The organism is Achromobacter sp., from assembly GCF_036567245.1.
Taxonomy (GTDB): Bacteria; Pseudomonadota; Gammaproteobacteria; order Burkholderiales; family Burkholderiaceae_B; genus Achromobacter.
The window spans coordinates 1-12384 of the sequence record NZ_DATCUY010000548.1; the positions used below are offsets into that span (position 1 = coordinate 1).

At 66.0% G+C, this 12384-nt stretch carries 13 protein-coding genes; 7 read left to right on the forward strand and 6 right to left on the reverse strand.

Translation table 11 applies throughout. The annotated features are described in order from the left end of the window. From VIR09_RS23100 to VIR09_RS23115, 4 genes are all read left to right on the forward strand, one after another. On the forward strand, window positions 1-640 hold a 640-nt coding region (locus VIR09_RS23100; RefSeq protein WP_332014965.1), incomplete at its 5' end, for a thiamine pyrophosphate-dependent enzyme. Window positions 641-709: 69 nt separating this feature from the next. Further along, window positions 710-1492 (forward strand): SDR family NAD(P)-dependent oxidoreductase, encoded by a 783-nt coding sequence (locus VIR09_RS23105; RefSeq protein ID WP_332014966.1) that lies wholly within the window; start codon window positions 710-712, stop codon window positions 1490-1492. Between the two features lie 78 nt (window positions 1493-1570). Beyond that, on the forward strand, window positions 1571-2029 hold the full coding sequence (locus VIR09_RS23110; RefSeq protein ID WP_332014967.1) for an Lrp/AsnC family transcriptional regulator: 459 nt from the start codon (window positions 1571-1573) through the stop codon (window positions 2027-2029). 160 nt (window positions 2030-2189) lie between these two features. Beyond that, window positions 2190-2801 (forward strand): gamma-glutamylcyclotransferase, encoded by a 612-nt coding sequence (locus VIR09_RS23115; protein WP_332014968.1) that lies wholly within the window; start codon window positions 2190-2192, stop codon window positions 2799-2801. 14 nt (window positions 2802-2815) lie between these two features. Here VIR09_RS23115 and pagP read toward each other — a convergent pair whose 3' ends face one another. The 4 genes from pagP to VIR09_RS23135 all read right to left on the reverse strand — a co-directional run bounded on the left by pagP (window position 2816) and on the right by VIR09_RS23135 (window position 6587). Next, a complete protein-coding gene (pagP, locus tag VIR09_RS23120) occupies window positions 2816-3370 on the reverse strand; it encodes a lipid IV(A) palmitoyltransferase PagP (RefSeq protein ID WP_332014969.1) in 555 nt (184 codons plus the stop codon). A 129-nt stretch (window positions 3371-3499) separates the two neighbouring features. After that, window positions 3500-4972: a magnesium transporter gene (gene mgtE / locus VIR09_RS23125; protein WP_332014970.1), complete on the reverse strand. Its 1473-nt coding sequence runs from the start codon at window positions 4970-4972 to the stop codon at window positions 3500-3502. A gap of 10 nt (window positions 4973-4982) precedes the next feature. Continuing rightward, window positions 4983-5393, reverse strand: a complete 411-nt coding sequence (locus VIR09_RS23130) for an acyl-CoA thioesterase (RefSeq protein WP_013391547.1) — start codon at window positions 5391-5393, stop codon at window positions 4983-4985. 105 nt (window positions 5394-5498) lie between these two features. Further along, window positions 5499-6587: a YeiH family protein gene (locus tag VIR09_RS23135; RefSeq protein WP_332014971.1), complete on the reverse strand. Its 1089-nt coding sequence runs from the start codon at window positions 6585-6587 to the stop codon at window positions 5499-5501. A 120-nt stretch (window positions 6588-6707) separates the two neighbouring features. On the opposite strand from VIR09_RS23135, the gene VIR09_RS23140 reads away from it, so the two are divergent. Beyond that, window positions 6708-7601, forward strand: coding sequence for a LysR family transcriptional regulator (locus VIR09_RS23140; protein WP_332014972.1), 894 nt, complete (start codon window positions 6708-6710; stop codon window positions 7599-7601). Window positions 7602-7604: 3 nt separating this feature from the next. Here the strand turns inward: VIR09_RS23140 and VIR09_RS23145 are convergent, their stop codons facing one another. Then, window positions 7605-8801 (reverse strand): M20 aminoacylase family protein, encoded by a 1197-nt coding sequence (locus tag VIR09_RS23145; protein WP_332014973.1) that lies wholly within the window; start codon window positions 8799-8801, stop codon window positions 7605-7607. A gap of 75 nt (window positions 8802-8876) precedes the next feature. On the opposite strand from VIR09_RS23145, the gene VIR09_RS23150 reads away from it, so the two are divergent. After that, window positions 8877-10577 carry an AMP-binding protein gene (locus VIR09_RS23150; protein ID WP_332014974.1) on the forward strand — a complete coding sequence of 567 codons (1701 nt, stop codon included), beginning with the start codon at window positions 8877-8879 and terminating at the stop codon, window positions 10575-10577. Between the two features lie 6 nt (window positions 10578-10583). On the opposite strand, the gene VIR09_RS23155 is transcribed toward VIR09_RS23150, so the two are convergent. Further along, a complete protein-coding gene (locus VIR09_RS23155) occupies window positions 10584-11459 on the reverse strand; it encodes an inositol monophosphatase family protein (protein WP_332014975.1) in 876 nt (291 codons plus the stop codon). Between the two features lie 142 nt (window positions 11460-11601). On the opposite strand from VIR09_RS23155, the gene mnmD reads away from it, so the two are divergent. Next, window positions 11602-12384 (forward strand): tRNA (5-methylaminomethyl-2-thiouridine)(34)-methyltransferase MnmD (mnmD, locus tag VIR09_RS23160; protein ID WP_332014976.1); only part of this gene is annotated, 783 nt, incomplete at its 3' end.

A 12384-nucleotide genomic window follows, 5' to 3' on the forward strand; every position in this document is an offset into this window, starting at 1 on the left:
GGTGCTGGCCGGCCGCGCCAAGGAGGCCCGCCGGGCGCAGCTGGAGCCGCTGGCCAACAGCCTGGATGCGCCCATCCGTCCCGAGCGCGTGGTGCAGTCCCTGAACCGCCTGCTGCCCGACGACGCGGTGGTCTGCGCCGACCCCGGCACGCCTTGCCCGTACTTCTCTGCCTACTACGACGTGTCGCGCCCCGGCCGTCATTTCATCACCAACCGCGCGCATGGCGCGTTGGGCTTCTCCATGTCGGCCGCCCTGGGCGCCTGGGTGGGCCGGCCCCAGTCCAAGTGCGTGTCGGTGATGGGCGACGGCAGCTTCGGCTTCACGGTGGGCGAACTGGAAACCATCGTGCGGCATAAGGCGCCGCTGTTGATGGTGGTGTTCTCGAACTCGGTCTATGGCTGGATCAAGGCCAGCCAGAAGGCGGGCTACGACAAGCGCTATTACAGCGTGGACTTCAATCGCACCGACCATGCCCGCATTGCGGAAGCCTATGGCGTCAAGGCCTGGCGGGTGGAGGATCCGTCCAAGCTGGATGCCGCAATCAAGGCAGCAATGGAGCATGATGGCCCGGCGCTGATCGACGTGGTGGCGCAGCCTTTGCAGGACGCGGCGGCGCCGGTCAGCCAGTGGATGGGCTGACACCACAGTCCTATACTGGTCCGCTTTGGCGGAGCGCTCCGCCAAAGCCCAATGACAGGAGAGTCGGGCATGGATCTGGGCATCAGCGGCAAGACGGCACTGGTATTCGGCGGCAGCCGCGGCATGGGCCGGGCGTGCGCCCTGCAATTGGCGCGGGAAGGCGTGGCGGTCACGATCGCCGCCCGCAATCCCGCGACGCTGGAGCAGGCCGCGGCCGAGATATCGCATGAAACCGGGATAGGGGTGGGCTGGGTGTCGGCCGACCTGACGCAGGCGCAAGGCCGGGACGCGGCCATGGCTGCCTGTCCGCATCCAGACATCCTGATCAACAACGCGGACGGCCCGCTGCCGGGCGACTTCCGCAACTGGAGCCATGACGACTGGATCGCCGCGCTGGATGCCATGATGCTGGGTCCCATCGACATGATCCGCCGGGTGGTGGACGGGATGATGGAGCGGCGCTTCGGACGCATCGTGAATATCGTGTCGCGCAGCGTCAAGGCGCCGCACGCCGAGCTTGGCCTGTCCAATGGCGCCCGTTCGGGCCTGATCGGCTTCGTCAGCGGCTTGGCGCGGCAGACCGTGAGCCACAACGTCACCATCAACAACCTGCTGCCCGGCGCCTTCGCCACGGATGCGCAGGTCAGGCACATACAAGGCATGCTGGAACAGTCTGGCGGCAAGAGCTTCGAGCAGCTCTGGGACGAACGCGGGCGCTCGAACCCGGCGGGCCGCTACGGCCAGCCAGAGGAACTGGGTGCGCTCTGCGCTTATGTGTGTTCCGCGCAGGCCGGCTACATGACGGCGCAGAACATCCTGATCGACGGCGGCGGCTACCCCGGGACTTACTGAAGTCCGGCGCCGCCGGCGCAGGCTGGACGCGGGCAGGCGGAACAGGCAACATTGGGGCCGTTCCAGCCGAGGAAACCCATGGACCAGACGGACATCAAGATACTGGCCTTGCTGCAGAAGGACGCCACCTGTTCGGTCGCCGAGATCGCCGAGCAGGTGCACCTGTCCGTCACGCCCTGTTGGCGCCGCATCCAGAAACTGAAGGATGACGGCGTCATCGCCCGCAACGCCATCTTGCTGGATCCCCGCGCGCTGGGCCTGAACCTGACCGTCTTCGTGTCCATCAAGACCAGCCAGCACAACGAGAAATGGACGCAGAGCCTGATCAATGCCGTGATGGCCTTGCCCAACGTGGTGGAGTTCCACCGCATGGCGGGCGACGTCGATTATCTGCTCAAGGTCGTGGTCGAGGACATGGCGGCTTATGACCGCTTCTACCGCCGCCTGATCGGCGCGGTGGACCTGCTGGACGTCAGCGCCAGCTTCTCGATGGAAGTCATCAAAAGCACCACCGAATTGCCGCTGGACGCGGTGTAGGCGCGCGCGCGCAATTTTTTTTCCGTGGCGGGGGCCGCCGGGGATGCAAATTCCATTCGGCCCGCTGGCCAGACCCCATCACGCAATTCTTTTGCGCAGGCTACGGCGTAGGATATCCCCCACTCCCATCATGGGATGAATCGGGATATCAGAGGCCCCTATGTCGTTGGCAGTACCCGCCGGCTGCGCCGGTACGGAAACTTCGCGGCGCGCGCTTTCGGTGGATGACCTGCTGGTCGGCTGGAACGGCGTCGACGATCTGTGGGTGTTCGCCTACGGATCCCTGATATGGCACCCCGGCTTCACCTGGCGCGAACGACGGCTGGCGACGGTGCGCGGCTATCACCGGTCCCTGTGCCTGTGGTCGCATGACCATCGCGGCTCGCCCGACAATCCCGGCCTGGTGTTTGGCCTGGACCGGGGGGGCTGCTGCCGCGGCGTGGCTTTCCAGATCGCCGCCTGCGACGTGCTTGCGGTATTCCAGGCGCTGTGGCGCCGGGAAATGATCACGGGCGCCTACTCGCCGCGCTGGCTCACCTGCCATACGGAAGCCGCGCCGGTGCGCGGGTTGGTGTTCCTGTTGAACCGGGCTTGCCAGGAATACGCGGCCGGGCTGAGCGACGACCGCCTGCTCGCATCGGTACGCAATGCCGTGGGCCATTCGGGGCCTTGCCTGGATTATGTCGTGGAGACCGAGCGCGCGCTGCGTGCGCACGGCATCGACGATTGGCGCCTGGGCGATCTGGTGCGCAGGCTGGGTCAAGCCTTCTGAGGCGGGCGAGCGCTTCAAAAACTCCAGCGGCCGAACATGAACAGCACGTTGCCCGCGCCAGCCGAGCCCGGGATATAGGTCGCGTACAGCATCGCGTCCTTGTAGCCCGCGCTCACCAGCGGCAGGATGCCTGGAAACGGCACGTAGCTCATGATGTCGTGACGCGCCGTCAGGAAGACAGTATAGCCCGCGCCCAGGCGGACATTTTCACTGACTCGCCCGATCTTGAGGAAACCGTAGCCGGCGATGGGTTCGACCTTGCTGTGCGAGTCGAGGAAAGCCATGGCGTACAGGCCCTGCCAGTCGCCGTCTTCGTCGTAGATGCTGCGGCCGTAGCCGCCGCCCCAGGCCAGCTCATTGAAGCTGTCGATCTTCTCTTTGCTGTAGGTGGCGCGGTTGTGCCACGAGTAGCCGGTGAAGTACAGGTCATTGCCGCCCTCGGTCCAGATCTGGTCCAGGCGGTTGCAGGCCGATTTTGCCCAGGAGGGCATGCTGTCACAGGCTTGGGCGGTAGCGGCGAAGGTGGCGAGCAGCAGGCAAAGGATTGCCGCCCGGAATCTTGCGGTCATTATTGGCACTGAAAGGGGAAGGATGACAATCCCATTACTGTAATGGAACGGTCGCCATCCACCCTGTCAGCTAGCTGTCAAGCAGGCATCGCCAGAGGGAGGCCGATTTCTTTTACTGTTGTATCCGGACTACAGCAGGAAAATTGTCGCCAGGCCCAGAAAGATGAAGAACCCCAGCGAATCGGTGGCAAAGGTCAGGAGCACCGACGAGCCCATCGCCGGATCCTTGCCGAAGCGGGCGCGCACCATCGGCACCAGCACGCCCACCGACGCGCCTACCAGCATGTTGCAGATCATGGCGGCCATCATCACCAGCGCGATGGACAGCGAATGCGAAATCGCCCAGGCGAACAGCGCAGCGACCAGGCTGCCGCACAGCCCCACCATCAGGGTGACGAGGAGCTCGCGCTTGACCAACTGCCACAGGTTGCGGCCGGTGATCCGGCCCATCGCCAGGGCCCGGATGATCAGGGTCATGGTCTGGTTGCCGGAGTTCCCGCCGATGCCGGCTACGATGGACATCAGGAACGCCAGGATGACGATCTGGCTGACCGTGCCCTCGAACTGGGAGGCCACGAAAGAGGCCGTGGCGGCGGTACAGAGGTTGAACAGCAGCCAGGGGGCGCGGTTGCGCAGGGCCGTGGCGACGGGCGCGAAAATGTCTTCTTCCTGCAGGCCGGCGCGCGACAGCGCCTGTTCCTGGGAGTCTTCGCGCATCACGTCGACCACGTCGGCGATGGTGACCCGGCCGATCAGGCGGCCCTGGTCGTCCATGACGGGCGCGGAGACCAGATCGTAGCGTTCGAAGGCGCCGGCGGCATCGGCGTCGGAATCCAGCGGGTTGAGCGCCAGGAAGTCCGAGTTCATGACCGCGCTCACTTCGGTTTCGGGCTCGCTGACCAGCAGCTTGGACAGGGGCAGGATGCCTTGCAGCTTGTCCTGGCGGTCCACCACGAAGATCTGATCGGTGTGGTCGGGTAGTTCGTGCAGCCGGCGCAGGTAGCGCAGCACCACTTCCAGCGTTACGTCCTCGCGCACCCGGACCATCTCGAAGTCCATGATCGCGCCCACGCTGTCTTCCGGATAGCCCATGGCTTCCAGCAGCTGCGCGCGTTCCTCTTCGGTCAGGCCCTTCTGGACCTCGGCCACCACGTCGGGCGGCAGGTCGGGCGCCAGGTCGGCCAGCTCGTCGGCGTCCATGTTGCCGGTGGCGGCAACCAGGTCCTGGCGGTCCATCGCTTCGATCAGCGATTCCCGTACCCAGTCTTCGACTTCCAGCAGCACGTCCGCGTCGTGCTCGGGGCTGACCAGTTTCCAGATGGCTTGCCGTTCGTCCTTGGGCAGCGACTCCAGGATGAAGGCGATGTCGGACGGATGCAGGCCGTCCAGCAGGGTCTTGAGTTCGGCTTCGTGCTGGCGATGCACCAGATCTTCGACCAGCGAGGCCTTGGAGTCGCCTTCTTCCTGGCGATGCACCAGGTCGGCCACCAGTTGCTGGCGGCGCAGGCGTTCCTGCACTTCCGCCAGCGCGTGTTGGGCGTCTTCCGGGTCGAGGCGGCGGGGCGTCGCGGGCGGTTTCTGCGCGGCGGCGGACTGCGTCATGCGATACGGCTCAAAGAGTAGGGAGGGGACGGCGGCGGCGGGCTTCGTCGGTGGCGACGTAGGTCAGCGTGGCCTCGGTGACCTTGACGATCTCGGCGTCCAGCCGCTGGCGCTCCGCGTAGACCTCGACGGACACCGTGACGGAGGTCGTGCCGGTTTTGGTGATGGCTGCGTAGAAACTGAGCAGGTCGCCCACGAACACCGGCTCTTTGAACTGGAAGGCATTGACCGCGACGGTGGCCACGCGTCCGGCGGCGCGGCGCGCGGCGGGAATCGATCCGGCGATGTCGACCTGGGACATGATCCAGCCGCCAAAAACGTCCCCGTGGATATTGGCGTCCGCCGGCATCGGCATGACGCGCAATACCGCGTCGCGATCGGCGGGCAAAGTCGTAAATGGGGTTTTGGTGCTGGAGGTCATGCGGCCGACTCCACTGCTAGGGAACCAGCCGATTATGCAGGAAAAACGCGACAGCGGCGTGCATGCGCGAAGCCCGCCGCCCCTCTGGGCGCGGCGGGCCGGGGATCAGGACGCCAGCTTGACGATGCCGTAACCGCCGACCAGCAGCCAGAGGTACAGGATCAGGCCCAGCGCCATCACCCGGGGACCGGCCTTGCGGATCTGGGCGAAACGGGTTTCGATGCCCAGCGCGGTCATGGCCATGGTCAGGGCGAAGACGTCCAGGCGGCGGATGGCGGCCACGGCGTCCGGGGGAATGATGTTCAGCGAATTGATGATGGCCAACACCAGGAAGCCCACCGCGAACCAGGGAATGGGGAGCTTGGCGCCCTTGGCCTGGCCGCCGGCGGCATGCGAGGCGGCGCTGCGCAGATACATGCCCAGGATCAGCAGGACCGGCACCAGCAGGGCCACGCGGGTCATCTTCACGATGGTGGCGACTTCGGTGGTGGCGGGGTCGATATTGCTGGCCGCGCCGACGACCTGGGCCACTTCATGGATGGTGCCGCCGATATAGATGCCCAGGGCCTGGGTGTCGAAGTTCAGCCAGCCCGCGTGGTAGAGCACGGGGTACAGGAACATGGACAGGGTGCCGAACAGCACCACGGTGGCCACGGCTACCGCGCTCTTGTGGGGAGCGGCCCGCAGCGTGGGTTCGAAGGCCAGCACGGCGGCGGCGCCGCAGATGGCGCTGCCAGCGGCGGTCAGCATGGCAGTGTCGCGGTCCAGGCCGAGCAAGCGCTGGCCCACCACCGTGCCGAGTACCAGGGTGCCCACCACTACCGCCACCGAGACCGCCAGTCCGGGCAGGCCCACTGCGGCGATCTGCTGGATGCTGATGTTCAGGCCGTAAAAGGCCACGGCGATGCGCAGCAGGCGCCGCGCGGTGAAGTTCACGCCTACACCCCAGTCGGCCGGCATGGTGCCGCGCAGGAAGTTGCCGTAGAGCATGCCGCAGACGATGCCCACCACCAGCGGCGAAAAGCCCAGCTGACGAATAGCGGGCAGGTCCGCCAGTTGCATCACCGCGCCGGCCAGCAGGCCGACGAACAGCACGCCATTGAGCTTGTCGCGCCAGGGCGTGGCGGCGGGAGGCGCCACCGGCGTGGCTGGCGTGGCGGGTAGGGGGACGGCGGTGCTGGTGGAGGTACTCATGGCTGGCCTTTTGGACGAGGCATATCTAAATAACTTCCCGAAATATTAATTTGCGGCCTACTATTTGAAAAATCTTTATTTCGGATATGTAATATCAGAAATTCTGATGTTTAAGCGACCATGACCCCGGACCAGCTACTTACCTTCGCCAGCGTGGCCGATGCCGGCAACATCAGCCGCGCCGCGCAACAATTGAACCTGTCGCAGCCCGCGGTTTCAGGCCAGCTGCGGATGTTGCAGGAATGGTTCGGCGAGCCGCTGTACCGCCGTAGCGGCCACGGCATAGCGTTGACCGAGGCCGGCGAACGCCTGGCCGAGCAGGCCCGCCAGTTGCGCCAGGTGTACCGGCAGGCGCAGGCGGTGCGGGAATCCTGGCGCGGACTGGAAACCGGCGATCTGCGCCTGGGCGCCAGCACCACTCCCGCCAGCTATCTGCTGCCCAGCCTGGTGGCGGACTTCCGCCATGCCTTCCCGGCGGTCAGCCTGCATCTGTCCGACGGCAACACGCGTGAAATCGTCGAGCGCCTGCCGGCCCTGGATCTGGCGTTCATCGAAGGCGACGTGCCTACGGGCCTGCCCGCGGATACTGCGGTGCATGCCTGGCGCCAGGACGAAGTGGTGGCGGTGGTGCGCGCGGACCATGCGCTGGCGAGCAAAGGGGCGGTGACGCTGCGCGACTTGGCGGCATCGGCGCTGATCATGCGTGAACCCGGTTCAGGCGTGCGCCGGCTGGTGGAGCGCGCATTTGCGGACGCCGGCCTGGCGCCGTCGGTGGGCCTGGAGCTGGCCGGCGTCGAGGGGGTGAAACAGGCGGTGCGGGCTGGACTGGGTGTGGGCTTTGTGTCCGTCATGTCGATGCGGCACGAGGATGGAGCCCTGGCGGCCTTGCGCCTGTTGCCCCGGCCGCTGACGCGGACCCTGAGCATCCTGGTGCCGCATGCGGACGCGGCCGCCCGCGCCGCCGAACGCTTCCTGGCGATGTGCCTGGCAGTCGGGACGGCGGACGGCGTTTAAGGATCAGGCCTTGGCCAGGCGCTTGAGCGCCAGCTGGACCCAGTAGGTGCCACCCAGCGGCAGCAGTTCGTCGTTGAAGTCGTAGCTGCCGTTGTGCAGCATGCAGGGACCCAGCCCGTGGCCGCTGTCGCGGTGGTCGCCAGTGCCATTGCCGATCCAGACATAACAGCCCGGCAGTTCCTGCAGCATGAAGGCGAAATCTTCCGCGCCCATGGTGGGCTGCACGTGGTCGTTGACGTTGGCCTCGCCCACGATGTCGCGCAGCACGTCGGCGCAGAACGCGGCTTCTTCGGCATGGTTGATGGTGGGCGGATAGTTGCGCTGGAACGTGAATTCGACTTCGCAGTCCATCGCCGCGCAGGTGTGGCGCGCGATCTCTTCCATACGGCGTTCGATCAAGTCCAGCACGTCCAGCGTGAAGGTGCGCACGGTGCCGCGCAATTCGGCGTGGTTGGGCACGACGTTGTCGGCGCTGCCGGCATGGATCTGCGTGATGCTGAGCACCGCCGCGTCCAGCGGATTGCGGTTGCGCGTGATGATGGTCTGCAGCGATTGCGCCAGTTGCACCGCCGCCATGACCGGATCGATGCCTAGATTGGGCATGCCGGCGTGCGTGCCCTTGCCCTTCACGATGATGGAGAACTCGTTGCTGGAGGCCATGATGGGGCCCGCGGTCAGGCCGAACTGGCCGGGCTTCATGCCGGGCCAGTTGTGCATGCCGAACACCGCTTCCATGGGGAAGCGCTTGAACAGGCCGTCGTCGATCATGCGCTTGGCGCCGCCGCCGCCTTCTTCCGCGGGCTGGAAGATCACGTAGACCGTGCCGGCGTAGTCGCGGTGCTGCGACAGGTATTGCGCGGCGGCCAGCAGCATGGCCGTGTGGCCGTCGTGGCCGCAGGCGTGCATCTTGCCGGCGTTGGTGCTGGCGTGCGCGAAGGTGTTGGCCTCCTGCATGGGCAGGGCGTCCATGTCGGCGCGCAGGCCTACTGCGCGGTCGCCCGGCAGATTGCCGCGGATGATGCCGACCACGCCGGTGCCGCCCAGGCCGCGGTCGATTTCAATGCCCCATTCTTCGAGTTTCGCCGCCACCACGTCGGCGGTGCGGAACTCTTCGAAAGCCAGTTCGGGATGCGCGTGGATGTCGCGTCGGATCTTGGAAATGTCGTGATGCCACGCGACGATGGGTTCGAGCAGTTTCATGGAGCTCTCGGGCGAAAAAAGGGAACGCAACAAGGGTATCATCAATCAAAAACCAATTTAATGGAGACAAATACCATGATGCGTCCGTGGCTTGCCCATTATCCGCAGGGGGTTCCAGCGGAGATATCCACAGAGGGTTATGCCTCCCTGACTGACTTGCTGGACCGGGCCTGCAAGCAGTACGCCTCGTGCATCGCCTGCACCGCGATGGGCAGCGACATCACCTATGCGCAGCTTGACGCCCACGCGCAGGCATTCGCCGGCTGGCTGCAAAGCATGGGCCTCTCCAAGGGAGAGCGGGTGGCATTGATGATGCCGAACGTGCCGGCCTATCTGGTCAGCATGCTGGGCACGCTGCGCGCGGGGCTGGTCGTGGTGAACGTGAATCCGCTTTACACCGCCGAAGAGCTGCAGCGGCAACTGCAGGACAGCGGCGCGTCGGCCATCGTCATCCTGGAGAACTTCGCGCACACCTTGCAGCGGGTCACGGACCGTGGGCAGCTCAAGCACATCATCGTGACCGGCCCCGGCGATCTGCTCGGCGGCCTGAAGGCGCCGCTGGTGAACCTGGCCGCTCGCTATATCAAGAAGATCGTTCCCCCGTGGCAAATCGATGGCGCCCGCAAGCTGCCCGATGTGCTGCACGCTGGCGCGCGCCAGCGCTTTACGCCGCCGGCGCTGTCGATGGACGACGTGGCGGTGCTGCAATACACCGGCGGCACCACCGGCGTGCCCAAGGGCGCGATGCTGTCCCATCGCAATCTGGTGGCCAATGTGCTGCAGACGGAAGCGGTGGCGCAGCCCGTGGTTCATGACCTCGCGGACCAGCAGCTCACCATCATCAGCGCGCTGCCGCTCTACCACGTGTTCGCGATGACCGTGTGCGGGCTGTATGGCCTGCATGCGGGCATGCGCAACGTCCTCATCATCAATCCGCGCGACCAGCCTGCGCTGATCAATGCGTGGCGCAAGGTCCCCATCAATTTGTTCCCCGGCGTCAATACGCTGTTTAACGCGCTGGCGCACAACGACGACTTCGCCCGGCTGGACTTTTCGGCCCTGCGGCTGACCTTGGGCGGCGGCATGGCGGTGCAGCAGCAGGTCGCCGAACGTTGGCTGAAGATCACCGGCAGGCCGCTGATCGAAGGCTATGGCCTGTCGGAAACCTCGCCGGTGGCCACCGTGAATCCCACCAACGCGACCGCCTACTCCGGTTCCATCGGCTTGCCGCTGCCGTCCACCGATGTGGCCATCCTGGACGACGAAGGCCGCGAAGTGCCGCTGGGCGAGCGTGGCGAAGTGGGTATCCGCGGGCCGCAGGTCATGCTGGGATATTGGCAGAAGCCCGAGGAAACCCGGCACTCCATGACGGCCGACGGATACTTCCGCACGGGCGACATCGGCATCATGGATGAGCAGGGCTATACCCGCATTGTCGATCGCAAGAAAGACATGATTGCCGTGTCGGGCTTCAAGGTCTATCCGAACGAGGTCGAGGCGGCCGTGGCCCAGCATCCCGGCGTGCTGGAGTGCGCGGCGATCGGCGTGCCGGACGAGCACTCGGGCGAGGCCGTCAAGGTGTTCGTGGTGCGGCGGGATCCGACGCTGACCGAGGCGCAGATTCAGGATTGGTGCCGCGACAAGCTCACGGGCTACAAGCGTCCGCGCTACGTGGAGTTCCGCGACGAACTGCCCAAGAGCAACGTGGGCAAGATACTGCGCCGGGAGCTGCGCCCCGATGCGGTCGCAGGCGCACCCACGGGCACGACTGCGTAAGGGCCGTCAGCCCTTGTTGTCCAGGTGCGGCGCGATCATGTCGTGCAGGGCGCGCTCGATGGCCTTGTTGCCCGCCACGACGCGCCCGCCGATGGGCCAGGGATCTTGCCGGTGCATGTCAGAACATGCACCGCCCGCCTCGCGCAGGATCAGTGTGCCGGCGGCTACGTCCCAGGGCGCCAGGCCCATTTCCCAATAGCCGTCGTAGCGGCCGCAAGCGGTCCATGCCAGGTCCAACGCGGCCGCGCCCATGCGGCGCACGCCGCGGGCGCGGTTGATGGCGTCATGCAGCATGGGCATGTATTGCGCGGCGAATGAAAAATCGCGGAAGGGAAAGCCGGTGGCCAGCACCGCGTCTTCGATGGTCGGCGTGCGCGAGCACTTGATGCGCCGGCCGTTGAGCCAGGCGCCCAGGCCGTAGACCGCGGTAAAGAGTTCCTCGCGGCTGGGGTCGTACACCACGCCGACCACGGGCGTGTCCTCGGCCAGCGTTTCGGTGGCCGATATGGCGGTGCCGGCGTGCGCGATCAGGGCGATCGACACCGCGTAATGCGGAATGTCGTGCAGGAAGTTGGTGGTGCCGTCCAGTGGATCGATGTACCAGGTGGCGCGGCCCTGCGGCTTGCCGCCGGTCTCTTCGGCGACGATGCCAAACTTGGGCGTGCGCGCTTGCAGCTCCTGGATAATAGCGGCCTCCGCCTCGCGGTCCGCCTGGGACACGAGATCGTTGCGCGCCTTGCGGTCGATCACGAGATCCGCGCGGTGATGCGCGTAGGATTGCAGTATGGCCGCGCCGGCATGGGCCGCCGTGACTGCCGCGTCGATCGCGGCGCACAGGTCGATGGGCGAGGTCTGCGAACGGGGCTGATCGTAGGTATCCATGAAACCAGTGTAAGCCCATGTATGCGTCAAATCCGTGGCAGCGCGCCGAATCCGCCGCGCCGCGTGGTGTCCGCCCAACGCAGCCGCATCCGATGATCCGCGCTGATTCCCATTCTCCATTTCGTCCGCCGCCGCCGTTTCCATGTCCTTCACCTATGCTCCCCTGATCCCTGCCAAGGCTGAATTCGATGCCGACGGGCGGCTCTACAGCCCCTCTTATGGCGATGTCTATCATTCGCCATCGGGCGCGCTGGGGCAGGCGGAACACGTGTTCCTGCGGGGCAACGGCCTGCCCGAGCGTTGGCGAGGACGCCGCGCGTTCACGGTTTGCGAAACAGGCTTCGGCCTGGGGCTGAACTTCCTCGCTCTCTGGCAAGCGTGGCGCGACGATCCCCAGCGCAGTGCCGCGCTACATGTGGTGTCGCTGGAAGGGCATCCCTTCGAGCGCGAAGACCTGGCGGCCCTGCTGACGCGTTACGCGCCCGAACCGTTGGCTGGCCTGGGGCGGCAACTGGCGGCGCAATGGCCGGTCCTGTTGCCTGGATTGCATCGCCTGGAGTTCGAGGGCGGCGCCGTCACGCTGATGCTGGGCTTCGGCGATGCGCAGGTCCTGGCGTCCCGCCTGAGCGCCAGCATGGACGCATTCTTCCTGGACGGCTTCGCGCCCGAACGCAATCCGCGGATGTGGGAGCTGCCATTGCTGCGCGACCTGGCCAGGCTGGCGGCGCCCGGCGCCACGCTGGCCACATGGGCCTGCACCGGCGAATTGCGCCACGCCTTGCAGACCGCGGGTTTCGAGGCGCGACGCGCGTCTGGCTACGGCGGCAAATGGCATATGACCGTGGCGACCGCAATCACGCCGGGCAGCGCGGCACCGAGCGTCCCGGAAGGGGATTCCCGCTATGCCGTGGTGGTGGGGGCGGGG